The organism is Desulforudis sp. DRI-14 (assembly GCF_052618305.1).
Genome location: NZ_JBQXEZ010000004.1, coordinates 83,270 through 108,669 on the forward strand (window position 1 = coordinate 83,270; position 25,400 = coordinate 108,669).

Annotated in this window: 25 protein-coding genes and 5 tRNA genes; 15 read left to right on the top strand and 15 right to left on the bottom strand. The window is 59.1% G+C overall.

All coding sequences use genetic code 11. The annotated features are described in order from the left end of the window. Positions 1–184 precede the first annotated feature (184 nt). The 5 genes from ACUM6F_RS04370 to ACUM6F_RS04390 all read right to left on the bottom strand — a co-directional run bounded on the left by ACUM6F_RS04370 (position 185) and on the right by ACUM6F_RS04390 (position 5,158). Positions 185–2,647 (bottom strand): PAS domain S-box protein, encoded by a 2,463-nt coding sequence (locus ACUM6F_RS04370; RefSeq protein WP_445348489.1) that lies wholly within the window; start codon positions 2,645–2,647, stop codon positions 185–187. Positions 2,648–2,955: 308 nt separating this feature from the next. Then, positions 2,956–3,030 (bottom strand) — tRNA-Ala (locus ACUM6F_RS04375). A gap of 59 nt (positions 3,031–3,089) precedes the next feature. Continuing rightward, positions 3,090–3,716, bottom strand: coding sequence for a cell wall hydrolase (locus tag ACUM6F_RS04380; RefSeq protein WP_445348490.1), 627 nt, complete (start codon positions 3,714–3,716; stop codon positions 3,090–3,092). A 247-nt stretch (positions 3,717–3,963) separates the two neighbouring features. Next, complete coding sequence (locus tag ACUM6F_RS04385) at positions 3,964–4,215, bottom strand: hypothetical protein (RefSeq protein WP_445348491.1); 252 nt, start codon at positions 4,213–4,215, stop codon at positions 3,964–3,966. Positions 4,216–4,342: 127 nt separating this feature from the next. Then, on the bottom strand, positions 4,343–5,158 hold the full coding sequence (locus tag ACUM6F_RS04390) for a hypothetical protein (protein ID WP_445348492.1): 816 nt from the start codon (positions 5,156–5,158) through the stop codon (positions 4,343–4,345). Positions 5,159–5,420: 262 nt separating this feature from the next. Between ACUM6F_RS04390 and ACUM6F_RS04395 the strand changes: the two genes are divergently transcribed. The 8 genes from ACUM6F_RS04395 (at position 5,421) to ACUM6F_RS04430 (ending at position 9,302) form a co-directional block, all read left to right on the top strand. Beyond that, positions 5,421–6,317, top strand: a complete 897-nt coding sequence (locus ACUM6F_RS04395; protein ID WP_445348493.1) for a TIM barrel protein — start codon at positions 5,421–5,423, stop codon at positions 6,315–6,317. Between the two features lie 45 nt (positions 6,318–6,362). Further along, positions 6,363–6,821: a pyruvoyl-dependent arginine decarboxylase gene (locus tag ACUM6F_RS04400; protein ID WP_425621086.1), complete on the top strand. Its 459-nt coding sequence runs from the start codon at positions 6,363–6,365 to the stop codon at positions 6,819–6,821. Between the two features lie 170 nt (positions 6,822–6,991). Next, the gene (speE, locus tag ACUM6F_RS04405; protein ID WP_425621087.1) at positions 6,992–7,831 is read left to right on the top strand and encodes a polyamine aminopropyltransferase; all 840 of its coding nucleotides are present in this window, start codon (positions 6,992–6,994) and stop codon (positions 7,829–7,831) included. Next, positions 7,832–8,743 (top strand): agmatinase, encoded by a 912-nt coding sequence (speB, locus tag ACUM6F_RS04410; RefSeq protein ID WP_425621088.1) that lies wholly within the window; start codon positions 7,832–7,834, stop codon positions 8,741–8,743. Between the two features lie 37 nt (positions 8,744–8,780). Then, a tRNA-Asp gene (locus ACUM6F_RS04415) sits at positions 8,781–8,859 on the top strand. Positions 8,860–8,916: 57 nt separating this feature from the next. Further along, positions 8,917–8,992: transfer RNA gene (locus ACUM6F_RS04420), tRNA-Phe, on the top strand. A gap of 14 nt (positions 8,993–9,006) precedes the next feature. After that, positions 9,007–9,081: transfer RNA gene (locus ACUM6F_RS04425), tRNA-Gly, on the top strand. 145 nt (positions 9,082–9,226) lie between these two features. Then, a tRNA-Cys gene (locus tag ACUM6F_RS04430) sits at positions 9,227–9,302 on the top strand. Between the two features lie 289 nt (positions 9,303–9,591). Here ACUM6F_RS04430 and ACUM6F_RS04435 read toward each other — a convergent pair. From ACUM6F_RS04435 to ACUM6F_RS04445, 3 genes are all read right to left on the bottom strand, one after another. Continuing rightward, complete coding sequence (locus tag ACUM6F_RS04435) at positions 9,592–9,789, bottom strand: hypothetical protein (RefSeq protein ID WP_426405568.1); 198 nt, start codon at positions 9,787–9,789, stop codon at positions 9,592–9,594. Positions 9,790–9,916: 127 nt separating this feature from the next. Then, positions 9,917–10,138 (bottom strand): hypothetical protein, encoded by a 222-nt coding sequence (locus tag ACUM6F_RS04440; protein WP_445348494.1) that lies wholly within the window; start codon positions 10,136–10,138, stop codon positions 9,917–9,919. A gap of 71 nt (positions 10,139–10,209) precedes the next feature. Further along, a complete protein-coding gene (locus ACUM6F_RS04445; protein WP_425621107.1) occupies positions 10,210–10,548 on the bottom strand; it encodes a winged helix-turn-helix domain-containing protein in 339 nt (112 codons plus the stop codon). A 327-nt stretch (positions 10,549–10,875) separates the two neighbouring features. Here ACUM6F_RS04445 and ACUM6F_RS04450 point away from each other — a divergent pair, with 327 nt between their 5' ends. Further along, positions 10,876–11,109: a hypothetical protein gene (locus ACUM6F_RS04450; RefSeq protein WP_445348495.1), complete on the top strand. Its 234-nt coding sequence runs from the start codon at positions 10,876–10,878 to the stop codon at positions 11,107–11,109. Between the two features lie 142 nt (positions 11,110–11,251). On the opposite strand, the gene ACUM6F_RS04455 is transcribed toward ACUM6F_RS04450, so the two are convergent. Continuing rightward, the gene (locus ACUM6F_RS04455) at positions 11,252–12,154 is read right to left on the bottom strand and encodes an alkaline phosphatase (RefSeq protein WP_445348496.1); all 903 of its coding nucleotides are present in this window, start codon (positions 12,152–12,154) and stop codon (positions 11,252–11,254) included. A gap of 290 nt (positions 12,155–12,444) precedes the next feature. On the opposite strand from ACUM6F_RS04455, the gene ACUM6F_RS04460 reads away from it, so the two are divergent. The 3 genes from ACUM6F_RS04460 (at position 12,445) to cdaA (ending at position 15,417) form a co-directional block, all read left to right on the top strand. Further along, positions 12,445–13,500, top strand: a complete 1,056-nt coding sequence (locus tag ACUM6F_RS04460; RefSeq protein WP_445348497.1) for a methyl-accepting chemotaxis protein — start codon at positions 12,445–12,447, stop codon at positions 13,498–13,500. A gap of 104 nt (positions 13,501–13,604) precedes the next feature. Beyond that, on the top strand, positions 13,605–14,423 hold the full coding sequence (fdhD, locus tag ACUM6F_RS04465; protein ID WP_445348498.1) for a formate dehydrogenase accessory sulfurtransferase FdhD: 819 nt from the start codon (positions 13,605–13,607) through the stop codon (positions 14,421–14,423). Between the two features lie 133 nt (positions 14,424–14,556). Continuing rightward, positions 14,557–15,417 (top strand): diadenylate cyclase CdaA, encoded by an 861-nt coding sequence (gene cdaA, locus ACUM6F_RS04470; protein WP_445348499.1) that lies wholly within the window; start codon positions 14,557–14,559, stop codon positions 15,415–15,417. Between the two features lie 88 nt (positions 15,418–15,505). Here cdaA and ppdK read toward each other — a convergent pair whose 3' ends face one another. Next, positions 15,506–18,178: a pyruvate, phosphate dikinase gene (gene ppdK, locus ACUM6F_RS04475; RefSeq protein WP_445348540.1), complete on the bottom strand. Its 2,673-nt coding sequence runs from the start codon at positions 18,176–18,178 to the stop codon at positions 15,506–15,508. A gap of 279 nt (positions 18,179–18,457) precedes the next feature. Here ppdK and ACUM6F_RS04480 point away from each other — a divergent pair, with 279 nt between their 5' ends. Together ACUM6F_RS04480 and ACUM6F_RS04485 are read left to right on the top strand one after the other, a co-directional pair. Next, positions 18,458–19,135 (top strand): aminotransferase class I/II-fold pyridoxal phosphate-dependent enzyme, encoded by a 678-nt coding sequence (locus tag ACUM6F_RS04480; RefSeq protein WP_445348500.1) that lies wholly within the window; start codon positions 18,458–18,460, stop codon positions 19,133–19,135. Between the two features lie 56 nt (positions 19,136–19,191). After that, a complete protein-coding gene (locus ACUM6F_RS04485; protein WP_445348501.1) occupies positions 19,192–19,560 on the top strand; it encodes an aminotransferase class I/II-fold pyridoxal phosphate-dependent enzyme in 369 nt (122 codons plus the stop codon). On the opposite strand, the gene ACUM6F_RS04490 is transcribed toward ACUM6F_RS04485, so the two are convergent. The 5 genes from ACUM6F_RS04490 to ACUM6F_RS04510 form a co-directional block, all read right to left on the bottom strand. Next, a complete protein-coding gene (locus ACUM6F_RS04490; RefSeq protein WP_445348502.1) occupies positions 19,508–20,578 on the bottom strand; it encodes an anti-sigma-I factor RsgI family protein in 1,071 nt (356 codons plus the stop codon). The genes ACUM6F_RS04485 and ACUM6F_RS04490 overlap by 53 nt on opposite strands. 5 nt (positions 20,579–20,583) lie before the next feature. After that, the gene (locus tag ACUM6F_RS04495) at positions 20,584–21,297 is read right to left on the bottom strand and encodes a sigma-70 family RNA polymerase sigma factor (protein WP_425621115.1); all 714 of its coding nucleotides are present in this window, start codon (positions 21,295–21,297) and stop codon (positions 20,584–20,586) included. Positions 21,298–21,520: 223 nt separating this feature from the next. Next, positions 21,521–22,747, bottom strand: a complete 1,227-nt coding sequence (locus ACUM6F_RS04500) for a two-component system sensor histidine kinase NtrB (protein WP_445348503.1) — start codon at positions 22,745–22,747, stop codon at positions 21,521–21,523. Positions 22,748–22,925: 178 nt separating this feature from the next. Then, on the bottom strand, positions 22,926–23,486 hold the full coding sequence (locus ACUM6F_RS04505) for an NUDIX hydrolase (protein ID WP_425621118.1): 561 nt from the start codon (positions 23,484–23,486) through the stop codon (positions 22,926–22,928). Positions 23,487–23,686: 200 nt separating this feature from the next. Beyond that, positions 23,687–24,343 (bottom strand): DUF4013 domain-containing protein, encoded by a 657-nt coding sequence (locus ACUM6F_RS04510; protein WP_445348504.1) that lies wholly within the window; start codon positions 24,341–24,343, stop codon positions 23,687–23,689. A gap of 132 nt (positions 24,344–24,475) precedes the next feature. Between ACUM6F_RS04510 and ACUM6F_RS04515 the strand changes: the two genes are divergently transcribed. Next, positions 24,476–25,378, top strand: a complete 903-nt coding sequence (locus ACUM6F_RS04515; RefSeq protein WP_445348505.1) for a mechanosensitive ion channel family protein — start codon at positions 24,476–24,478, stop codon at positions 25,376–25,378. Positions 25,379–25,400 lie beyond the last annotated feature (22 nt).

Consider the following 25,400-nt stretch of genomic DNA (forward strand, 5'->3'; position numbering starts at 1 on the left):
GGGTTTCGAGTCAGCGAAGCCCTCCGAGGTTACTTCGGAAAGCTTATCCATTAAGTGCAGCCTTTAGGCTTATGCGGTTTTAACTTCTGAAACCGACCGTTCAATGCCTGAACTTTCTTCATAGTCGGAATGAGTCAGTGATAAGAGTTGTAAGGGTGGGATCGAAGAGTAAGCGGGGACATGGCTAATGATGATAGAGGCCGAGGGATTTCTGCCGGAGCAGACTGACAAAGGTCATTACCAATTGGGGGTCGAACTGGGTGCCCGCGCCTTTCTCCAGTTGGGCCAGGACCTGTTCAACCGTCATACCCTTACGGTAGGGCCGGTCGCTGGTCATCGCGTCGTAAGCGTCGGCGATGGCCAGGATGCGGCACTCCAGCGGTATTTCCTCCCCCTTCAGCCCCAGGGGATACCCTTCGCCGTTCCACCATTCGTGGTGCTTTAAAATCCAGTCGGTAATGGGGGCCAGGTCGGGTACCGACTGCGCGATGCGGTAACCGATTTCAGAGTGCCGGTTCATTTCCAGTCTTTCTTCGGGCGTCAGCGGCCCGGGCTTGAAAAGGATCCGGTCCGGCACGCCAACCTTGCCGATGTCGTGGAACTGGGCGAAAATGCGCAGGTCGGTTATGCGGCTTTCGGGGAGGCCAAGGGTTTTGCCGATGAGCGTCACCAGTTCCTGCAGGTTTTCGGCGTGGTGTTCGGTGATAAAATCGCGCGCTCCCAGCGTCTTTATTAGGGTCTGGACGATGGAACTGCGGAAGCTCTGGCTCCGGTGCAGCTTCTCGCGGTACATGTTGTTGTCCGCTTCCTTGAAGAGGCTGCTTACCGTTACTGACTCCCGGCTTACCGCATACCCTACGGAGATACTCAAAGGCAGTTCCGGGTTTCCTTTGTTGTACTCGTCGACCGCCGTTCGGATTCTTCGGCAGGCGCTCTCCACGGTCTCTTCCGAGGCATTCGGCAAAAGTACGGCGAATTCGTCGCCGCCCACCCTGGCGATGATGTCGGTGTCGCGAAAGACCTTTTTGATTACTTTAGCCGCTGCTATCAGCAGGTTGTCGCCCGTTTCGTGCCCGATCGTGTCGTTGACCAGTTTCAGCCCATCGATATCGCAGAGGATGATGCCTGCCGGTATCTTACGCTCTTCCAGGGAGCGCATTTCCTGCTCGAAAAAGGTGCGGTTGAAAAGCCCGGTGAGGGGGTCGCACAGGCTTAAGTACCGCAGCTTTTTCTCGGCCTGCTTGCGTTCGGTGATGTCGATGATAAAGCCCCGCAGCCCGACGGGCTGGCCGTTTTGCATGATGGGCCTGGAATGGATGAGGATGGGGAAGGCGGCGCCGTCTTTGCGGCGGGCCGTATACTCAACGCCGCCCAGGTCTTCACCGTGCATCGACCGCCATATGTTTTCCCTCGCCCTGGCCCGGTCTTCGGGAACGATAGTTTCGAGAGCGTTGACCCCTCTTATGAAATCCGCTTTGGTGTAGCCGAAGAAACTGTAAGCATTTTCGTTTACGAAAATCAATCGGCCGTTTTTGTCCATTTCAAAGACCACCTCGGGCAGCGAGTCGGCCAGTTCCCTGTACCTGGCTTCGCTCTTGCGTAAAGCTTCTTCGACTTGCTTGCGCTCGGTAATGTCCATCGTAATGTCGACCGCACCGACGACGTTACCTTCGGCGTCGCGCACCGGATAACCGCGGATCAAGCGCGTTATCCCTCCGGGAAAGGTTATTTCGTTTTCGTGAACCCCCCCTGTTTTGATGGCCGTTACTACCGGGCAGCCTTCGCATGGTTCGGTACGGTGGTGCGCAATTTCGTAACAATAATGCCCGACCATCTGCTCGGCCGGGAGGCCCACCCACTCGCTGGCCGCTTTGTTCGACCAGATGATGCGCAGATCTGTGTCGTAGTAGTTGACCAGTTCAGAAATGCTGTTCAAAATGGTTGCCTTCTCGCGTTCGGCTCTCTGTAAGGCGTCCTCCATTTGCTTGCGCTGGGTGATGTCGCGGATGAAGGCCTCGACCGCGATGAAGTTTCCTGCCTGATCGTAGATCGGGGTTATGCGATGCTCGGACCAGATGACCGTTCCGTCTTTGCGGATGAGGCGAAGGACCAGGGGCTGGTCGGCGTTCACCGGCAGCTCCTGAATACGCCTTTCGAAAACGACCCTGTCTTTGGGATGCACCATCTCAAGGTGCAGATTAGGATTCTTGTAGTGCTCTTCGGGAGAGTAGCCGAGGGTTTTAGTAGACACGGGGCTGACGTATTCGAAACCTACAGGGGGGACCAGGCGGTAACGGAAGATAACGTCACAGGCGTTTTCGGTAAGTAAGCGAAAGCAGGATTCTTTTTTTTGCAGGTGGACGACCAGCATGCCGATGGCGACGGTAAACCCTATAACCGCACCTGTTAAGAAACCCCATGGCGCCAACCCTTCGTTTGAAGCGATAAAGAATATCCAGAGAAACATTCCGAGTCCCACGAGGCATATGCACCAGGTAACCGCCCATATGCCCATATGCCGTTCCCGGTTTTGCAGGTAAAGGGAACCGTAAGCCATGGTGAGAATTAACGCTGCAGCCATCGTTGCGACGATGGAGAGAGCCGTTAGATGCAACGTCCCCGCCCCGTTCCTCAAGTGGTCTGCCATGTTTAACTAATAACTCAAATTCGACACGATTCGCCATTCTACTGCAAAAAAGTGAGACGCCTATCAAAAAAATGACGGGGTACCGCTCAAGAACCTGGTGCAAAGCCGGCTACCTGTCTTTCACTGGCTGTACGGACTACGGTTAATACAGAAATCTTCGGCAGTTAACATCCAAACTCAACCAGGAAGATGGCGAAAAGAATGTCGATGTATATCGTTATCTGTCCCGGGTGAGGAAAGCGGGGGTAAACGATGAAAGCAAAAAGAAGCAGCGCCTTGTCTTTGGCTCTGCTTCTTTTTGTCAATTCTGGTGGACCTGGCGGGAATCGAACCCGCGACCTCTTGAATGCGAGTCAAGCGCTCTCCCCCTGAGCTACAGGCCCGGCAGAAAACAGTATAGCATATGCCGGAGCGCCTGACAAGGGAATGCCGGAAATAAGGGTTAATGCGCGAATACGTGCCGCCCGATCTGCGTGCAGATCGGCCTCGACCACACCCAGTTGCTGACTTTCTTGTAGGGGTTCCAGTAGTAAAGGGCTCCGCCGGTCGGATCGCGGCCGTTAAGTGCTTCTTCGGCCGCCCGGATGGAGCTCTTGGTCAGCGGCCTGTGCATCTGGCCGTTGGCGACCGCTTCAAAGGCAAGGTCCTGGTAGATGACCCCTTCCAGCGTCTTCGGAAACTGGTTGCTCTCCATGCGGTTCACGATCACCGCGCCGACGGCGACCTTGCCCAGGTACGGCTCGTCGGCCGCCTCTCCTTCAATGACCCGCGCCATCAGGATAACCTGCCGGTGTGAAAGATCGGCGCGGGAAACCGCGGGCTGCCGGCCCGGGGAACCGTCATTCATTGCGGCTTCCGGAAGAGCCCGGGCTTTTTCGACGCTGTTGTTTTCATTTGTCGCGTTTGTCTTGCCGGAAGTAACCGAAGCAATGGCTTCCCTTTTCACCGGCGCTTTAACTTCAGCCACGTGCATCACGTAAATCTGCAGGCTGACGGCCAGTGCAAAGAGCGCCCCTGCTGTCGCCAGTCGGCGGTGCTTAAAGTTCGCCCACCAAGTGAAAATGGACATCCCATTGCCCCCCTTCCTATTAAAATTCAGGGCTTTTGTCAGTATAACGGGGAGCTTTTGCAAGGGTCAATGGAATAGTCTGCCTGCGGAAGTGAACGGGGTGGATGGGAAATCCAAGCCTCGACTTGCAACGCCGGTATTTTCAAGGCTTCGAGCAAATGGTTGGTTGTGCCAGCCGATCCCCTGTGTAAATTACGGGAAATAGAAAAACCCCGTCTGGCGACGGGGAAGAAGAGGTTATCCGGCTTCAGGAGATTTTCTGCGCCAGGGCTTCGCCCTGCTGTTGTTTCCTGGCCCGTATGTTGCTGTCCTCTGCATAATCGCTGGAAATCAGGTACAGGTTGACCCACAACTCGTGTTCATTGGCTTTGCCTTCGATCTCGCGCGACAGGTCTTTGAATTTGCGGGCTACACGGTCCTTAAACGCCGAAAAGTCAAAGAGGATTTCAAGGATTTCCTTATGGTTGTACGTTACGCCTTCTCTGATCAGCTTGGGCAACTCTACCACCTCCCTAGCCAAATGATAGCATATTTGACATAAAATGTTAAGATTAAAAGCAAAATAAACGGGCCCCTCAGGGCCCATTTATTAATCGGAAAGTCTTCCTAAATTATCCTTGTCGGAACTAGCTCATCGCGGCGCCTGTACCCATGAACGCGGAACCGGTGGCCAGGTTGGCGTTCCGCCCTTGGTTACTGAGGTAGTCGCTCGGGTTGAAGGACGCGGTGGTTCCGATGTTGCCGGCGCCCATCGCCATGCCCTGATTGGGCAGGTAGTTTCCAATGTTGGTTGCGGTGCCGCCGGGATTAAAGGCCATGCCCTGGTTTGACAGGTAGTTTGACAGGTTTGTGCCTGCCCCCGCCATACCTCCCTGGAGATAGCCCTGAGCGCCGATGTTGCCCTGGTTGCTGAGGTAGCTGCTCAGGTTGAAGCCCTGGGCGCCCTGCTGGCCACCCTGGAAATATCCCTGCGTGCCGAGGTTGGCCTGGGCGCCCTGGTTGCTGAGGTAGTTGCCGAGGTTGAAGCCCTGGCCGCCTGCGGTCCCGATGTTGGCCTGGGTTCCATAACCATAGGCGCCGCCGCCGAAGGTACCGCCGCCGAAGGCTCCGCCCGCTTGGCCCATGGTCCCGACGCCATACTGCGCGGCCATCCCGCCGTAACCGGCCTGGGCTCCGGCTTGCTGGAAGGCCGGGGCCTGCTGCATCATCTGGCCGGGATACTGCTGAGAAACACCGCTGATTTGATTGAGGGCGTTGTTGAGACTGTTGCAGAGCTGCCCAATTTGTTGCAGTTGCCGGCTGGCATTGCTTTCTCTTGCCTGGATCCTCTGCAGCTCCTGGGCATGGCTCTGCTCGCTTTGAGCAAGCTGGTTGGCCAGGTTGGAAATACTGTTGATGTCCTGGCGCATGCTGTTAATCTGCTGTTGAATCTGATGGAACATGTTCGCTCCTCCTTTTACAATTTTTCTTATTATTCACAGCCTTGCCAGCGTTATTAGTGGTACATCTTGTTATTCTTGTGCGGCTGGTGGAAAAGGGCGGCATTGTCCGAGGGCCGTTGACTGGTATAGAATCCAAAGTAACCTGGTTCGGCGCAATTTGTCGTGGCAGTGATAATGGTGCCGGGGCCCGGTCGGGGAAGGGCCGGTTTGTTGTTTAAAGCGGCTGACGCCGGGTCATTGCTAGAATAGGAGGCACGACAGCATGGGGATGATCTTTGGCCCGGCAGGCAACTCTGATTCATTTTACGTGCAAGGCTACAAGTCGTCGGTGGATGCGCCCGGATGGCTCCGGGCCATGGGACTTGGCGCGTACGAGTACCAGTGCGTCCGCGGCGTGAACATCGGCGAGGCCACCGCGGCCGCCATCGGCGAAGCGGCGGCGCGCCACAACGTGGCCCTAAGCATTCACGCCCCTTACTATATAAACCTGGCCAGCGAGAACCCGGAACACGTCGTCAAAAGCAAGAGGCACCTTTTGCAGTCGGTGCGGGCTGCTCGCTGGATGGGGGCCACGCGCGTCGTTTTCCATCCCGGCAGCGCCGGAAGAGATCGGAAAGCCGCCCTCGACAGAGCCATAAAGGTACTGGCCGAGGTCGTGGATGAAGCGAGGTCCGAGGAGCTGGACGACATTTTTATCTGCCCGGAAACGCTGGGCAAGTACAGTTACTTGGGACTCCTGGACGAGGTGTTGGCCATGTGTTCCGTTGACGAACGGATGTTCCCCGCCATTGATTTCGGGCACATCCACGCCATTACCCGGGGTTCCTTGACCACCAAAGAAGCTTATGCGGCCGTCCTTGACCGTTGCGTGGAAGTGCTGGGCGAGAAGCGCGTGCGTAAAATACACATCCACTTCAGCCCGATAGAGTTTACGGCCGCGGGCGAGCGCCGTCACCGCACCCTAAGGGACGAGGGCTTCGGCCCCGATTTTGTGCCGCTGGCCGGGTTGATCATCGAAAGAGGCTACAGTCCGATCCTCATCTGTGAATCCAACGGCACGCAGGCGGAAGACGCGCGCCATTACCAGGAGATCTATCAGCGTCTGAGGAAAGCGCAAAGTCCAAATAACTATTTCCTTTTTCCTGCTATTTCTGTATAATTATCAGCGTGCACTAAAAGTTGTCATCATGGAGGGAGAATAGCAATGCTGCCTGTTCCGCGCAAATATTTCGTTACCGCCGCCTGCGCCGAGGGAGAGACCAAGCTCAACGCCTTCGACAACGCTCTCCTCGCGGGGCGTATAGGTAACGTCAACCTGATCAGGGTCTCCAGCATTCTCCCGCCCGGTGCAGAATACGACCCGGATCTCAAGCTGCCGCTCGGCGCCCTCGTTCCTACCGCTTACGGGGCCATCATCAGCAACGTTCCGGGGGAGTTGCTTGCCGCGGCTGTCGGCGTGGGACTCTCGGCCGACACCTTTGGCGTGATTATGGAGTTTTCCGGCAAGTGCACCCGCGAAGAAGCATACAGCGAGATCGACCGCATGTTAGAGGAAGCCTTCCGGCAGCGCAAGATGGAGCTTGTTGAGAAGAAGATCGTCGCCTGCGAGCATCGCGTCATCAAGGTGGGGTGCTGCCTGGCGGCCGTACCGATGTGGTACTGATTCGGTAGGCGGTAGTCGGTAGTTAGGGCCAAGGGTTGGTTTCAGTTAAATGAGCTGCTATTGAAGGTAACCTAAGCTCCGCCAGGAACGGATCTACTATCCTTAAGACTGTCGTTTAACCTTGTGTCCTATGTCTGAAGTCTTATACCCAATCCGGAGGAGGAATGGCCTTGCCTATTTGGTACAGCGAGCGACAGAACGAAAACCTGCTGTTGAGTTGCCGGATCAGGCAGACGCTGCACGTGGAAAAGACCCCCTTCCAGGACCTGGCGGTGGTTGACACTATCCAGTTCGGGCGCATGCTCGTCCTTGACGGCATTGTTCAAACCTCCGTCGCCGACGAATTCGCCTACCACGAAATGCTGGCCCACGTTCCCTTGAACACCCACCCCAACCCCAAGAGGGTGCTGATCATCGGCGGGGGCGACGGCGGGGTCATGCGCGAGGTCGTCAAGCATGAAACTGTGAAAAAGGCTACGCTGTGCGAGATTGACGAGCGGGTCGTCGAGGTGTCCAAAAAATACCTGCCGGAGCTGGCATGCGGATTCGACCATCCCAGGGCCGAGGTGTACATCGGGGACGGGATCAAGTACGTTGCCGAAAACAAAAACACCTTTGACGTGATCCTTTGCGATTCGACCGATCCTATCGGCCCTTCCGTGGGCCTTTTCGCCAGGGAGTTCTACCAGTCGGTCTTTGAAGCGCTCAAGGAAGACGGCATCTTTGTCGCCCAGACCGAGTCCCCTTACTATCACACCGACCTGATCGCCCGGATTCACCGGGACATCAAGACCATCTTCCCCGTCACCCGCGGGTACTGGACGATGGTCCCCAGCTACCCCAGCGGCATGTGGAGCTTTACGATGGGTTCCAAGAAGTACGATCCGCTGGAGGTGGACACCGGCCGCATTCCCGACCTGAAGACCAGGTACTATACGCCCCAGATTCACAAGGCGTGCTTTGCTTTGCCGCAATTTCTGATTGACAGAATAAGGGAGCTTTCCGAGTAGGTGGAAAGGTTTACACGTAAAGACTACGACTTCATCGCCACGGTAAACGATTATCCTTCATCGGCGATCGTGATGGTCGGCGCCCCCCTCGACATGACGGTGACCTTCCGCCCGGGGACGCGTTTGGGGCCGCGGGCCATCCGGGAGATGTCCCACAACATAGAGGCATACAGCCTGGAACTGGGTCGTGACCTGGCTTCGGTGCCCATCTACGACGCCGGTGATTTGATCCTGCCCGGCGGGGATTTGGACAGGAGCCTGCAACTCATCGAGGACGCAGCCGAGACCATTTTGAACGACGGCAAGCTGCCGCTGTTCCTGGGCGGAGAGCACCTGATCACCCTGCCGCTGGTCAAGGCCGCCGCGCGCCGCCATCCCGGATTAATCGTCCTACAACTGGATGCGCACGCCGACCTGCTTGACGAGTACGAGGGCGCGAAGTTCTCGCACGCGTCGGTGATGCGGCGGGTGGTGGAAGTCGTCGGCAAGGAAAACGTGATTCAACTGGGGATTCGCTCGGCTACCCGCGAGGAAATGGTCTACGCGCGCGAGAATACCCTGATGCTGTGTTACGACGTGGTCCCCGGCCTGGAGGAAGTGGTGCAAAGCCTGAAAGACCGCCCCGTCTACGTCACCGTCGACATTGACGTGGTCGACCCCGCTTTTGCGCCGGGAACCGGGACGCCCGAGCCGGGCGGCATTGACTCCACCGAATTCATCCAGTCGGCATATTACCTGTACGATCTGAACGTCGTGGGGATGGACCTCGTCGAGGTGAGCCCGCCATACGATTATGCCAACGTGTCGGCGCTTTTGGCAGCTAAATACCTCAGAGAGGCCATGCTTTGCCTTGGGCGGGCGGGAAGAGCTAAAATTAAAATCGTGGGCAAAAAGACACCCAACAAGAGTTGACACTGAACAGTAGTTTATGTATACTAAAGATTGTCGCGGAGCTGTGGTGTAGCCTGGTCTAACATACCTGCCTGTCACGCAGGAGACCGCGGGTTCAAATCCCGTCAGCTCCGCCATAAAAAACATCTCTTGCGGGGATTAACCGGGTCGGCACCGGCCCCCAGGACTGCTTTGCCAAGGTAGCTCAGTAGGTAGAGCAGGGGACTGAAAATCCCCGTGTCGGCGGTTCGATTCCGTCCCTTGGCACCATACAAAGCCTATGTGCGGAAGTGGCTCAGCGGTAGAGCATCGCCTTGCCAAGGCGAGGGTCGCGGGTTCGAATCCCGTCTTCCGCTCCATATGCATAAAGAAGGGTTTTGGATCTGTTCCAAAACCTTTTTTGTTCCTGCAAACCGGTTTCACGGGCGATTGCAGGCCAGCAACAGCAGGCCCCTATTCTCTTGCAATGTTACGGCGGCTGTAGTATAATCAATAATGCTTTAAGGCGGCATAGCCAAGTGGTTAAGGCGACGGTCTGCAAAACCGTTATTGCCCGGTTCGATTCCGGGTGCCGCCTCCAGGAATATCAAGCCCTCCCGGACTTTACGGGAGGGCTTTCAATGTTTTGTCTACAAGCTTATCTGGACCTGGAAACCTTAAGCAGCCTCTTGCACCAGGGCGGTTTCTTTTTTGTTTCTCCACAAGGACTCAAGGGTTTTCGGAACGATTTTCTTCCAGGGGAAGGGAAAAGAGGAAGCCTGGTTTTAGAGGAGTTCGGCGGCCAGCCGCGCCAGCGGTGACCACTCGCTCTTGATCAGGGTCACGTGTCCGGCCAGTTGCTGCCCGCGGAAACGCTCGATCACAGAGGATCATTCGTGGCGTTCTTCCCGTTGGACGGTTTCGGAGAGCCAGTGCTCCGCGAGTTTGTTCAGCAATACCTCGCCGGTGGTGATGGAGACGTGCACGAGGGGTACGAAGATGTGGGGCCGGCCGTCTTTTTCGCGGTGCCGGTGGTTGGCGGGCGCGTTCGAGAATGCGGATGCTGCTTGCTTGTACATCTTTTTCACCGTCCTTTCGGTCAGGAATCTTATTTGTTCCCATTCTAGCTGTCTTATGTTACGAATGTTACGAATCGAGCCGCGAACCGTTAAGCCAGGGTAAAAGTTTGGTTAAAAAGGACCCAAAAAAAGAGGCTCAGCTGTAGCCTCTCTCTTCTTGATGGTTTTTCTCGCTTTGCCTGAAGATGTGGTCGAGGTAGGCCCGCGGCCCGCGGTTTTCTTCAGCCTCGATCTGCTGCTCAATCTGGCGCAGACGGCTTAAGACTTCGTCACGGCTGTAACAGCCGGAATACAGTTGTTCGAGCAGTCTGTTCCGCTCCCTGAGCATATCCGCGATTACGCTTCTGTAAGGTTGCATGGTAAAACCACCTCCGCAGCAACAATAACACCATTCCTATGCTGTATTGTTGCCAAATATGACTGCCAAGCTTAAGTCTTAAAACGGTATCCGAAGCCGCGAACGGTTTCAATGTACCTGGGTTTGGCCGGATCGGGTTCTACTTTGCGCCGCAGGTAGCGGATATGGACGTCAACCGTGCGGCTTCTATGGGGGCCTTTAGAACCCCAAACGCGTTCAAACAGCTGTTCGCGCGTAAACACGCGCCCGGGGTGGGAAGCCATCAGGAACAGGATGTTGAATTCCTTGCTCGACAGGCGTACCCGCTGGCCGCCGACCCAAACGGCAAAGCGGGAAGGGCCGATGACCAGGTCTCCGGCATGAATCTCATATTGGTCTTTTTGCTGTTTGGCGATCGGTTCTGCTGCCATGGGTCTTGTCCGTCCTTTTTGCGGGTTTTTCCCCGTTTGGTTTGATCCCTTTGTCTTCCATTGTAGCCTTGTACTGTTAAGAAACCGGCCTGCGCAGGTTAAGGCGCTGTTAAGAGTGTGTTAAATAATTATAAAACTCCCCGGGTTGGTTCTGTTATGATGTCTGTAATTGACGGCTTCTCGGCGAATCTTTGTCCCGTTGCCCGAGGTATCCGCGCGCCGCGAAAGGGAGGTCCGGTTGGCATGGCTGTAAGCGTAAAGGTCGTCGGCGATATTCTCCCCAACAAGTTCAGCCGTCCCGGCTGACCCCCCGAAGGCTGTACTTCCGTGCGGAGCAGGATCAGCCACGATTTCAAAGTTCTCGAAGGTTTGTTGAACTGGTATTTCGGTCCTCAGGTACGGTTTACATACCAGTACCGGCCGGACACCCCCGGCCGGGTAACGCCGAGCGTTTTCATCGACGGCCGGCTGGTCTTCCGCGGGGCTCTCGAAGCCGCCGATCTCGTGAAGTATCTTGAGGGCCTGGGCCTCAAAAGGCTGGACCTGAAAGACCCCGGATAAGGGATGGTAGAGGTGCCCCAAGTACTGTTTGTAGAAATCAAAACCACCCCCGGCACGACCGAAGGTGGTTTTTTAAATCCAGGAATTCGCGCAGCAAATTCCTGCGAGTCTAACGACCGCTGCTTGACGACAGACGACCGAATTATGCCGCCTTCTTGACCTGGCCCACGAAGAGATCGACGGCCTGCTGCGGAACGTAGGCGCGCTCGTGGGTGATTTCTCCGGCCTTGTTCTTAACGGTGATCAAAAGCGACGGGCCGTTCAGGATGTATGTCTTGCCGTTAAAAACCGCGATGTCGGTGCTCGTCTTGAGCGTCATGGTAGTGTGTCCTTTTTGCCCCTTGATCACGGGGTTTTCCGGGTCGCTTTTGTCGACGGTAACCTCGGCGCTCAGGGTCTTGAAGGCCTCTGCCGGGGTGAAGAGGGTCTTGCTGGTTTTGGCCAGGTCAAGGCCCATTGCCGCGCCGATGTGCTTGATCTGGGTGTTGTCCAGGAGCCCGGCCGGTTTCTGCGGGCCGTAGGCGTAGAGGAAGATGTCCTCGCCGCAGTGTCCGTTGGTTGCCCAGCCGATCATCGAGCGCTTGCTAATCATCGGGCCGACGGCGTAGTTCAGGCTGCCCGGTTTGGCCTCCTTGATGGCTTGAATCTCCTGTTCGGTCAGGTCGGTGATGCCGTAATAGGCGGCCATGACTTCGGCGATGTTGCTGCGGTCGGCATTCAGCTTGGCCTCGAGCCCCTCGCCGGTCAGCTTGGCCTTTTTCAGCGGGTCGACCACCTGGCTGGGCTTCAAAGTGTCGTAGTTCTTATTGCTTTCCATACTGCCGATGCTCATCCCGCCGTTGCCATGGTCGGAAAAGGCGATAACCAGGGTGTGGCCGTCTTTCTTGGCGAAGTCCACGGCGGTTTTGACGGCGCGGTCGAAGGCGAGGACGTCGCTGATCACGCCGATGGGGTCGTTGGCGTGGGAGGCCCAGTCCACCTTGCTCCCCTCGATGAAGAGGAAGAACCCTTTTTTATTCTTGATCAGAAATCGATTTATCGGCAAAAGACTACAGTGCAGCGGGCTGTTTCCGCACCCCCTTTCTCACCTAAGGGTCTTCCGCAGGCATGATAACAGATGTACCTTAAGCGCAGGTTAAGCGCGGGTTAAGGTATTCTTGCCTTCAGGTTAAGCCCTAAAGAATGGAAGAGAGAAAAACATTGTTTGAATTCCCCGAAATTTGCTTCAGAAATGGCAGGACCGAACCGAGGTATTTAATGAAGTATTTAATAGGGGTAAGCGGGCTAAGGGGGTCGAGTATCCTGTCTCTGCGATCTAAATTGGCTGCAAGCTTCATGTTGGCATCCGCCGGGCTGGCCTTGGCCGTCACCGGGGTTTACGTGCCGGGGCTGGGACTCCCGTGGACCCAGGCGGGGGTGTGTTTAGTTTTTGCAGGGGCGCTGTTCTTGTTCTCCATGAGTTGGCGGCAAGCGGGGAGGCTATCCCGGCTGGCCGAAGAAGCCAGGAAGGCCGAGGCCGGCGAGAGCCGGTCCCTGCAGATCGAGCCCGGGGCGGGGGAACTCGGCGACATTGAAAGGGTGTTCGCGGAGACGCTCCGGAAGTACCACAGGATCGCCGAGATGCTCGAAAACAAGGCGGAAGCCATCGCCGCGGCCGCCAACGAGTTTTCGGCCGGAACCGAGGAAGTGGCGGCGGGGGCCAACGAGACTTCGGCGACGATGAACGAGGTCGCCACTACGGTCGAACGAGCGGCTTTCAGCACCCGGAGGATCACCGACGCGGCGAAAGAGGCCGCGACTTTGGCGGAGCGGGGACACGAAGGGATGAAAACGGTGGCGACCCAGATGGGCTCGATCAACCGCTCCTCGGCCGCCGCCGCGAAGGTCATCAAGGATCTGGACACCGCGGCGCAGCAGATCACCCAGATCGTCGACGTCATAACCCACATCGCCGACCAGACCAACCTCCTGGCGCTGAACGCCGCCATTGAAGCGGCCCGCGCCGGGGAGCACGGGCGCGGTTTCGCCGTCGTCGCCGAGGAGGTCAGGAAGCTGGCCGAGCAGTCGGCACAATCTGCGAAGGAGATCTATGCCCTGGTGCAGGAAATCCAAGCCGAGTCCCAGCGGGCTGTAGCCACGATGACCGAGGGTATGGGAGAGGTGCGGACGGGCGTTAAGGTCGTCCGCGAGGTTGACGCCACCTTCGAGCAGATAGAGACGTCCATTAAGGAACTGGCCAAGCGCTCCGAGGAGGTGGCGGCGGCCGCCGAAAAGACGGTGGAGCTTGTCGAGGGTGTGGCCAACCAGTCGGGGGAACAGGCCAGGGCGATCGAGATGCTGGCCGGGAACACCGCCAGGCTGAGCGTGCTGGCGGCGGAACTCAAGGGATAGACGTTATATCGCGCTTCTTAACGTGTTTTTTACCCGCCGGTCCGAGGCGGTTTTTTCATGCCTTCCCGCGGCGGCGCAAGCGCTGCCCGGTACTGTTTGACCGCTTGGCCGGCGCGTGTTACAATGCCACCAGGATTTGGACGGTGAAATTCGTGGCTGTTAAGATTCTTGTCACTCGTATCGACGAGAGCGGCACGCGCGAGTATGAGGACGAGGTTGCCGAAGAGTTTCCCCTGCAGGTCGTTCTTAACGGGCAGCCGCTGGTGACGATGATGTGCTCGCCCGGCAACGTGGACTGGCTGGCCGTGGGGTTTTTGGCCTCGGAGGGGCTGATCGGCGGCCGGGAAGACATCCGCGAGGTGGTGTTCGACAGGGAGGGCGGGGCCGTTGAGGTTGTGACCCGCCATCCTGCGGCCATGCCCGCCGAAAGACTGGCCCGTCCCTACCTGACTTCGGGCTGCGGCAAGGGTACCACTTTCGGCTGCGCGACGGAGCATGCCGTCGCCGGCTCCAGCTTCACCGTGTCTGCAGAAACGGTGTACGCCCTGGTCTGGGAGTTCCAGCGGCGGTCCGAGCTCTACAGGGCCACAGGGGGCGTGCACAGTGCGGCCTTTTGCCAGGACGGGACGATCAGCGTGTTTGCCGAGGACATCGGGCGCCACAACGCCTTGGACAAGGTCTTCGGCTTCTGTCTCCTCCACGGCGTCCCGGCCGAGGCCGGACTCGTCGTGACCAGTGGGAGGATCTCCTCGGAGGTGGTTCACAAGGTGGCCCGCCGGGGGACGCCGATCGTGATCTCCAAGTCGGCCCCGACCTCGCTCGCCGTGAGACTGGCGGAAGAGCTGAACATAACCCTGGTCGGTTTCGCCCGCGGACGGCGCATGAACGTCTATACGGCGGACTGGCGCATCGTCGCCTCCTAGAAATGTGTCCCAGGCGTATACCGAAAACAAGGATAGGAACCGTAGTAAAAGATAGGCGTCGATAATGTTAAAATTCGGCTAGAGGAAAGCCGGCGGGGCACGGCGAACTAGAAATCGTGTTGTTGCAAAAGAGGTGAATGCCGTGCATGTGCCCGTACCCGAGATTTCCTTTGCATGGACGGACATCGTGCGCTGGGCGATTGACGCCCTGCTGGTAGGGTTTATCGCTTACAAGGTGATTTTGTTCTTGCGGGGCACCCGGGCCGTGCAACTGCTTAAAGGCGTTCTGGTTTTGGGCTTTCTCTACCTGGTCGCTTCGCTCTTGAAACTCCACATGATGACCTTTCTCCTGGGCAAGCTCGGCCTGATGGCCGTGATCGCCGTCCCGGTTATTTTCGCCCCCGAACTGAGAAGCATGCTTGAGCGCCTAGGCCGGGAACAGCCGTTCCGGCGCCTCGTGCACGGACACGGCCACATGCGTATCGTCATTAGCGAGATCGTAGCGGCCGCCGGCAACCTTTCCGAAAGGAAAGTCGGGGCACTGATCGTCATCGAGCGCCAGACGGGCCTCAAGGAGTATATCGAGACGGGAGTAAGGCTGGACAGCATCGTTTCGCGTTTCCTCCTGATCCAGACGTTTGAGCCCAACACCCCGCTGCACGACGGCGCCGTCATCATCCGCGGCGACCGGGTCGCCGCCGCCTGCTGTTATCTCCCCCTGAGCAGCAACAAGCACCTTTCCAAGGAGCTGGGTACGCGCCACCGGGCTGCTGTCGGCATTACCGAGGTGTCGGACGCCCTGGCCGTGGTTATTTCCGAGGAGACCGGCACTATCTCGGTCGCCGAGGACGGGAAGATCGTCAGGTACCTGAACGCCAAGGGGCTGGAGGAGTTCCTGGAGACGAGACTGGCCCAGGACAGCGGTTTCCTATGGCTTAAGGAACGGGAAACGGCCCGGCAGAATGCCCGGCAGGACAGGGAAGTGGCCGGATAAAAAACGTAAACAACCGGATAAAAAACGTAAACAAACGGAAAAAAGCAGGGGAGCGGTTGGTCGCTCCCCTGCTTTTTTAAGCCTTGGGCTAGGCCGGAGGGTTCTTAAGCGCGGCGTGGGCCGCGGCCAGGCGCGCGATCGGCACCCGGTACGGGGAGCAGCTCACGTAGTCCAGCCCGATCAGGTGGCAGAACTCCACCGAGCTCGGTTCCCCGCCGTGCTCGCCGCAGATACCGATCAGGAGGCCCGGCTTGACGGTCCGGCCCAGGGTGACAGCCATCTGCATCAGCTTGCCGACCCCCTTGCGGTCGAGCACGACGAAGGGGTTGTCGGGCAGGATCTTGCGGTCGAGGTAATGCTGCATGAACTTGCCCTCGGCGTCGTCGCGGGAGAAGCCCAGCGTCGTCTGGGTCAGGTCGTTGGTGCCGAAGGAGAAGAACTCTGCTTCCCCGGCGATTTCGTCGGCCAGGAGTGCCGCCCTGGGCAGCTCGATCATGGTGCCCACGGTATACTCGAAGATCACGCCCGTCTCCCGGCGGACCTCGTCGGCCACCTGGTCCACAAGCTGTTTCAGGAAGACCAGCTCGTTGCGGTCGATGACCAACGGGATCTCGACCTCGGGATGCACGTCGTAACCTTCCTTTACCAGGCGCACCGTGGCCTGGAAGATGGCGCGGGCCTGCATGGCGTATACTTCGGGGAAGGTGATGCCCAGGCGGCAGCCGCGGTGTCCCAGCATGGGGTTGAATTCCGCGAGGGCGCGTACCTTGCGCAGCAGTTCTTCCTTCTGTTTAATCTCCTGTTCGTCTCCGCCGGTAACCCGCAGTCTGGTGATCTCGACGGCCAGTTCCTCGGCGTTGGGGAGGAACTCGTGCAGCGGCGGGTCCAGGAGACGGATACAGACGGGGTAGCCCTCCATCGCCTTGAGTATGCCGTAAAAGTCACCCTCCTGCATCGGCAACAGCCGGTCGAGGAATTTCTTCTTCTCGGAAGGCGTTTCGGCGAGGATCATCGCCTGGACGATGGGCAGCCGGTCGGCACCCATGAACATGTGTTCGGTGCGGCACAGCCCGACGCCGGTGGCGCCGAACTCGCGGGCCTTGGCGGCGTCGGCGGGCGTGTCGGCGTTGGCGCGCACTTCCAGACGCCGGATGTCGTCGGCCCAGGCCAGGAGTTGCTTGAACGCGGGCAAAAGCTCGGGTTCGAGCATCGGCACCCCGCCGAGGATAACGCGGCCCGTCGTTCCGTCGATGGAGATCACGTCGCCCTGCCGGACGACCAGGTCGTTCACCTGGAACTCGGGCGAGGAAGGATTAATGCGGATGGCTTCGCAGCCGCAGACGCAGGGTTTGCCCATCCCCCTGGCCACGACGGCCGCGTGGCTGGTCATGCCGCCGCGGGAGGTGAGGATGCCCTGGGCGGCGACGATACCGTGGATGTCGTCGGGGGTCGTCTCCGTACGCACCAGAATAACCTTCTTGCCTGTGGCGGCAAGTTTTTCGGCCAGATCGGCGTCAAAGACCGCTTCGCCGGAGGCCGAACCCGGAGAAGCGGGCAGACCCCTGGCGATGACGTTCAATTCGGCGGAGGGATCGATGCGCCGGTGGAGCAGCTGGTCCAGCTGCTGGGGCTGAACACGCAGCAGGGCTTCGTCACGGGTGATCAGTCCCTCGCCGACCATGTCAACGGCGATGGTGATGGCCGCCTGTGCCGTGCGTTTCCCGGTCCGCGTCTGCAGGATGTACAGGCGGGAAGACTCCACGGTGAACTCGATATCCTGCATCTCCCGGTAGTGTTTCTCTAACAGACGGCACACGTCGGCGAACTGCTTGTAGACTTCGGGCATCTCCTCGGCCAGGGCGGCGATGGGCTTGGGGGTTCTGATCCCGGCCACGACGTCCTCGCCCTGGGCGTTGGTCAGGAACTCGCCGTAAAGCTTGTTCTCGCCGGTCGACGGGTTGCGGGTGAAGGCCACGCCCGAACCGGAGTCGTCACCCATGTTGCCGAAGACCATGGTCTGCACGTTGACGGCCGTGCCGAGGTCGTCGGGAATCTTGTGCACCTTCCGGTAGACGACGGCCCTGTCCACGTTCCAGGACTTGAAAACGGCCATGATGGCCAGGAAAAGCTGTTCGTACGGGTCCTGCGGGAAGGGTTTCTTTTTCTCTTCTTCCACGAGCTTCTTGTAGCGCTTGACAACCTCTTCCCAATCGTCGGCGGTCAGCTGGTTGTCGTACTGTACGCCGCGCCGGTCTTTCTGAGCCTGGAGGATACTCTCAAACTGGAAGTGCTCGACGCCGAGGACGACGTCGCCGAACATATGGATGAAACGGCGGTAACAGTCGAGCGCGAAGCGCCGGTCCCCGGACTTCGCGGCCAGAGCTTCGACGGTGACGTCGTTCAGGCCGAGGTTGAGTACGGTGTCCATCATCCCGGGCATGGAAATCGGGGCGCCCGACCTGACCGAAACCAGCAGGGGATTGACCGCGTCGCCGAAGCGTTTCCCGACCTTCGTCTCCAGTTCGGCGACCTTGGCGCGGACCTGTTCCTCGATGCCGGGGGGCAACTGCTCGCCCAGGCTGACGAAATCCTTGCAGGCTTCGGTGGTGATGATGAATCCCGGCGGCACCGGCAGGCCGATGTTGGTCATCTCGGCCAGATTGGCGCCCTTGCCGCCCAAAAGGCCCTTCATCCGGGCGTTGCCTTCTTCGAAAAGGTAGACGTACTTTTTGATGGTTTCTCTCCCCTTCCACAACAACATTGCGCTGCCGGATTTATACTCCTTCGTGATGGCGCGTATGCCTGTACAGGTCACCTTTTCGATGGCTAATTACGAAAATCCTGCTGCAATGCGTTATCCTAATTGCTGTTTTTTGACATACAAATGGGGCCGGCTCCGCCGGGCGCAGGCGCCGCTGCAAAAAGGTTTTGCCGTTGGCGCTCTGCCTCTGGTAAATTAAACAGATAAACAGAAGCGGTGTTGCAGGCTTTAAGAGTGGAATAAGGGAGAGAGACAGGTTTGAAACCGGCGCCTTTTAAGTTGGAACAGTGGTTTGCCCGGTACGAGTTCGCGGTGCGGCTGAACATGGCCGCCAGCTGCGCCCTGGCGACGACGGTAGCCGAGATCCTTGCCCTGGGCGGTCCGGGAGCGCGGGAAGAATACCTACGGCTGAACCTCGACTACATCCCGTCTACGGGATCCGAGCGGCTGCGCGAGGCCGTCGCCGGCTGGTACCGGCGGATAGGGGCCGGCGGCGTGCAGGTCACGACCGGCGCTTCGGAAGCCATCTTCATCCTCATGAACGTGCTCCTGGAACCGGGCGACATTATCGTCGTGGAGGACCCGGTTTACCAGTCCCTGTACGCGGTCGCCGAATCGATCGGCGTCCGGGTCAAGAAATGGCCCCTGCGGCCCGAGAACCGCTTCAGGCCCGACGTCGACGAACTGGAACGGCTGCTCGGGCCCGGGGTGCGCGCCGTGGTGGTCAATCATCCCCACAATCCTACGGGGGCGATGCTGAGTACGGAAGATCAGCGCCGGCTTGTGGAGCTCGCGGACAGGTTTGGTTTCTGGCTGGTGTCCGACGAGGTCTACCGGGGAACGGTCTACGACGAGAGGGATGTCCTGCCGCCGGCCGCCGATTTCGGCGGAAGGGCGGTCAGCATCGGGGATATGACCAAGCCTTTCGGGCTCGGCGGGCTGAGAATCGTTGGATAGCGTCGGGGGACGCCGGCCTCCTGCGGCGCGTCCGCGATTTCCGCGACTATACGACCATGTGCTCGAACGCTGCCGGGGAGTTCCTGGCGGCGATAGTACTGGAACACCGGGATAAGGTCCTGGAAAGCAAGACGGCCCTAGCGAGGGCCAACCTGCGGACGCTGAGCAAGTTTATCGCCGAACATGACGGGGTCCTGAGCTGGGTGCCCCCGGCTGCCGGTTTCACGGCTTTCCCCAGGCTGTACCTCAACGTGGACGTCGAGTCCTTCAGCGCCGGGCTGGCGCGGGAGGAGAGCGTTCTGATTCTCCCGGGGACGGTCTTTGGCGTCCCCGACCGTTTCCGCCTGGGTTTCGGGATGGCTGAGCGGAGGTTCAGTGACGGCCTCGATGCCCTGAGGCGTCACCTGGCCAGGGTTTCTCCTTAAACGGACCCGGCGGGTCGAACGGAGGTTCGAGGCCGGTCTGGTCTTGATCCTGATTCTGCTCCTGATTTTGTTTATTGTTGCTATCAGGCCGGCCTTCATCGTCCCCGGCGTTATTCTGCAAGGGATCGGGTATGCCTTCGATGGGGTTGACTTTTTCCCGGATGTGCTTAGTCTTGTTGTTGCGTTTCTCCAGCCCCGGCGGGAGGGCGGACCTGCCCTTTTCCGGCTCGGACGGGACCACGGTCCCGCCCTGCTTTTTCCCGACAAAAACGCCCGATTGCGGGAAAAGTTCTTCGAGGCTGACGGCGTGTTTCTCAAGATAACCGGCAAGGTGCTCGTCGGTCACCGGCGGGGGCACCTCGGGACGTAATTCTTTTAGTTTTTTGTCGATAGTCAGACGCCCCGCGGAGTAACCCTTGCGGTGGGCGTTTTTCGCCTGCTTTTCTTCGACGCTGTCGACTACCAGGTACCCGGCCAGGTTTGCCTTTTCCAGGGCGCCGGCCGCGGCCTTGCGCAGTTCATCCTCGGTTACCGGGCTGTTCTTCTTGCCCTTGATGGGGTTGACCAGTACGAGGTTGTTCTCGTCAGCGCTCAGCATCCCGGCCGCGGCTGCCCTGGCGACCAGGATGCCGACGGCCTCCGTCGCGGGACGCCCTTCTATCTCTTCACGCGGGATGGCGGCAGCCAGTTTTTCGCCGGCGGGATCAAGCCCCTTGACGGAGCAAACCCTGCCCCGGTCGTCAAGGCCCAGCGTTAGACTTCCGCCGACCTCGATGTCGACAGAGGCCACTGCCGGGTTGATCAGCACGGGTATGCCGGCGCTCAAGGCGAGAACCAGCAGGATGCTGGCCACGGCGAGCATCTGCCTGAAGACGAACGCCGCCGCAGGCATCTGGATGACGTCGCCGGGCGCGGGCAGGGAGCGGGGGGCGTGCAGCCGTTTAAACTCGCCCTCGTCGGTCATAACCACCATCGTGCGCTTGTTCACGCTGATGACGACGCCTTTTCCGGCAGGCACGGAAGTCACCTCTTTTCAGTACATAAGTCATCGTCGTCGAGCCTGGCGAAGGAGCGAAGCGGGAAGTAAGCATCCCGCGCAAATATCAGGGTCAGGGCGACAACATAACGCCGGCCGCGCTCGAGGACTCTTCTCGAAACCCCGGTCTGCCGGCACAGCTGGGCCAGCGGCAGTTGGCGGTACTCGAAGAACTGATCGAGCAACTCCCGGTTCCCGGCCAGGTGGCGCGCCACCCTGGTCAGGACGCACCGCGTATCCCGGTGTTTGGGTGACGACCTGACGAGGTCCACTGGCGATATTTTGAACTCGGCCAACTCCCGCGTGAATTGCTCGACAGCCAGGGACAGGTCCAGGTTTTCCTCCGGTTCCGGGGCGGCAGGCTGCTCGGCTTCGGATTCGAAAGCCGACAACCGCACCGCGGCGTGGTTCCCCTGCTGGCGGAGGTAGTCGATCAGCCGCCGGTCGATGACCTTGGCGGCAAAAGGCATGAACGAACCGCCGTAGTCGGGCGAATAGGCGTCTATGGCTTCGTTGAGGGCCAGGAGGCCGACGCCGAGCTCGTCGTCGTTTTCCCAGCTCAGGAAACGGCCGCAGCGCCGCGAGCACACCCGGTGGACAAAAGGCTTTAACCCGGCGATCAAGTCGTTCCGCGCTTGCTCTTGACCCTGCCGGGCTCGGCTCAGGAGGCTCTCGATCTCAGCCTGGCTCAATGCATACAAAAAGCCTCGCTCCTTGGCCTTGCACGCCTTGTCCTGCAAGGGCCATGAGAAGTATTCTTGTCTTTGCGCCTCCATCCCTTTTTTCGTGCATGCCCCACTGTCACCAGTGTATTCGGGGAACCCTGTTAGATTTGCGGGGGTAGTAAGGGCCGCAAGCGGCCCATGTTATTGGGTATTGGACTGGAAAGGGAATTCCCTTCAGGAATTCGCCCCGGCTAAAGGTTTATGCTGAAAAAAGTTGGCCTGTGTTTTCATGATTTTCCAACGGATCGGGACGCCCGGCGGTAGGGAGGGTGACGGTGGCAACTGTTCCGCCTTCCGGCAGGCTGCGGACCTGGATGTCTCCCCCATGGCGTTCCAGAATGCTCCTGCTGATGGGCAGGCCCAATCCGCCGCTTCCGTTGGCCACGATGTTGTTCAGGACTTGGTTGAGTTCTTCCGGATGAATGCCCGCATTGCTGCTGACGACCGTAATTAATACCCTTTCCCCCGCCACGTCGGTGTGCACGCTAATCGGTTCGCCCAGGGCGCCGGCTTCCAGGGCGTTTTTCAGCAGGTCCAGGAGCACCTGCTTGACCTGTTCCTTGTGGACGTGGACGTACGCGGCCGAAGGCGCCGGAACGACCTCCAGGCTGATGCCGTTGCGCGATGCGTAACCCTGCATCAGGCGTACCGTACCGGCTACCAGTTCCCCGACCTCCACCGTTTCCCGCTCCTCGGACTCGTCGTGGTCGAGGCTGATGTAGCCGCGGATCAGTTCGTTGACGCGGTCGACCTCTTCGATGATCAGCCTCAGGTAGTGCTCCGGCGGTTTCAGGGCCGGGGATTCCTCAAGGAGCATCTGGGCAAAACCGCGGACGGCGGTCAGGGGGTTTCTCACCTCGTGAGCGAACCCCGCGATGATCTTTCCCGCCAGGAGGACCTGTTCGTGGCGCTGCAACTGCTTTTCCTGTTTCCGCATGCGCGTAACGTCGGTGATGACGCACAGCGCTCCGCTGAGGCGTCTTGAATGGTCCTGCAGGCGCCGGGTATCGAGGAACAAAACTTTTTCCTTTCCCCCTATCACCAGTGATAGTTCCAGGTTGGACACTTCACGGCCCTCCGTTACGGTATCGAGAACACGCTGCAGGAGGGCGCCGGCGGGGAGCAGGGTGCGGACGTTCTGGCGCAGGGCGCCGTGTTTGCGTGTGCCGAAAAGTTTTTCGCAGGCGGGATTCCATACGAAGACGCGGCCGCCGCAGTCGAGAGCCAGGACGGCCTGGGCCATCGTATCGAGCAGCCGTTTCAGGTTCGAAGCGTTAAACATCGGCGACAGGGGGCTGGTTTCCTCTCCAGTGCTGTGGCCGGCAGCCGGCTGGGACGGGAAAGGGCCGCAGGACTTGTCCCAATGATCGTCCTGGTCCCAGGTCATGCTGATTTGTTCAATGTCCTGCCATAAGTGTTTCGACATGCGATCAACTCCCGCGAGCGATGGAAAAAACCGGGAGACGGCGCTGCTCAGCGCCCTTAGGCGGTAGCACATAACTTCTGGTTATTTTTAGTGTATAACCCGGGGTGAGGCTGAACAAAGCGTTTTCGGTCGCGATTTTTCCCCAAACACCGACAGATTCCGACTCCAGCCGCGGTTTTCAGGGGTTTCCGGGGCTGCCCGGGAGCAGGCCCTTGATCCAGGCGGTGAAGACGGCGTAGACCACCTCCCCGTCGGGGGTTCCCGTGGCCAAGTCGTCGATGATTTCCCGGAACGACCGGGTCACCACCCTGATCTCTTCGTCGCGCTCCCTTTGCGGTTCTCCCGGGGTCAGGCCCGCGGCGAAGAAGACGTGCGCCCGGCGGCTGTGTACGCCGGGGAGCGGGAAAAAGGAGCCGAGAGGCACCAGTGTCGAGGCGGTATAACCCGTTTCTTCCCGCAGTTCCCTGGCCGCGCCCCGGACCGGGGACTCGCCGGGTTCGAGGATGCCGCCGGGCAGGTTGAGGACGTAACGCCCGACGGGGTAGCGGTACTGCTCGACGAGCAGGATCTTTCCGTCGCCCGTTACAGCGAGGGTGGCCGCCGTCCCCGGAAAGTCGTCGGCGAGGTAGAGGAAGTCCGTCTCCTGGTCCCGAAAACGCAGCACGTCCTTGACCACGCGCACGTAGCGCTCGTGGAAGACCGTGCGGCGCGACGCAAGCGTCCATTCCGCGTAGCCCAAGCCCAACACCTCCTGTCAGTATTGCGTAAGAGCAACGGGAGCCCGCAAGGCTCCCGTTCAAACTAATTGCACGCCCGCATAAGAATGCGGGTGACGGAGACGACACCCGGCTCCGTAGCGTAAGCCCGTGTTTATTGTGTGCGCTCCGTTCCACCTCCCGGCACTTGTTGCGGCCGACCAGGGGCCTTTTAGGGCGTCAATTACCTTGTGCTTTCCACGATCCTGGCCTTTTGATAGATGCTCCCGAAGACGGCGGCAAGGACGATGGTGGCGTAGAAGTAACCCAGCACCGTCAGAACGAATCCTACCGAGGGGATGTCTTTGAATAAGGAAACGACGTAGTACAGCAGGATGGCGAAGGCGTAGGCCAGCAGGTAGCTGGAGAAATTCCTGGCGATATACTTTAAAACGGTGGGGAGCCTGAAGGGCGCCGTAAGGTTGCCCGTCGCCGAGTAATGCGCCAGCCCCATGGGCAGAATGAAGCCGAGGACCAGGGCCAGCACGGCCACCCAGAAAGCCGTCCCGCCCAGGGCGGCCACGGCGAAGGGATTCATGCCGCCTGTAGAGGTCTGCGCTGCAATTGCTCCCCACTCCCCGGCGACGGTGGCCAAAGCGATGGGAACGAGCAGGTAAACCAGGGCGATGGCGCTCCACGACAGCCCCTTGATGAATTTTGCGCCCAGGTTGTTCCAGGACGGGAGTTCCGTTTCGCGCCTGGCGCTCCTCTCCATCACTTCGGCGCAGTAGCCCAGGCTGGCCAGGTTAACGACCGGGATGACGGCCAGAACCGCTCCGACAAGGAATTTAAACAAGCCGTTCAGCTGCAACGGCATTTTAATCGCCCGCTCAACAATCAAAGTTTCTCCCCCTTTCACTTATGGACTCTAAGCCTGGCGCGCACCATATTAATGGTTACGTTGTTGCCCCTGTCAATATTTCTGAAAAAACGGGGTTTGTACAGGGTAAGTTCTGGAAAAGCGGGTGGTTGCATGGGCAGCCCTGAAAGCATCTTCGGAGGCTTCAACCCTACGGAGGCGGCAAGGTCGGCTTTCACCATCATCGTGATCATCCTGGCCGCCTGGGCCGGCTTGTTCATCGCCCGCAAGCTGATCGCCCGGGCCTTCGACTTTTCCCATGGGGCCGCCGGCAGGAAAAGAACCCTGGCCGGTATCGTTTACTCCCTTGTCCGCTATACCGTCTATATCGTCGCCGGGCTGATGATCTTCCAGGTCCTTTTTCCCCGCGTCAACCTTGGGCCGGTCCTGGCGGGGGCCGGTGTCGTCGGTCTGGCCGTGGGCCTGGGCCTGCAGACCTTTCTCAAGGATGTTATCACGGGTTTCCTGGTCAACTTCGAGGACCAGTTCCGCGTGGGCGATTACGTGACCATCAACGACGTCGTTTCGGGCACGGTGGAGGACGTCGGCTTACGCCTGACGACGGTAAGGGAGTGGTCGGGCAAGAAATTTTATATCGCCAATTCGGAGATCAAAACGGTCCGGAATTTCAACCGCGAGGAACTCCGCGTCATCGTCTCGGTCACGTTTCCCTTCGAGGAAGACCCGTTGCGTATCCGTGAAGCCTTGGAAGAGGTCTCCCGGTCAATAGGGGCACGCTACAACGAAGACCTTCTGCGCGACGAGGGGGGGAACGCTCTTGAACCCCCTCACGTCCTCGGCGTCACCGACATCGACGAGAACGGGCGGGGTGGGCAGTACACGATCGTCGCCAGGGTCAAACCGCGGAAATACTGGGAAATCCAGCGGGCCATCCGCGAAGAGATCTGGCTCGAGGCCAGGGAACGGGGGATAAGGCTGGCCTACCCGCGCTTCACCGTGGATGAATATCCTGCCGCCGCCTTACCGCATAAAAGCACCATGCCTCAGGAACAATGAAGAAGGGTGGCGGCTGTATGGC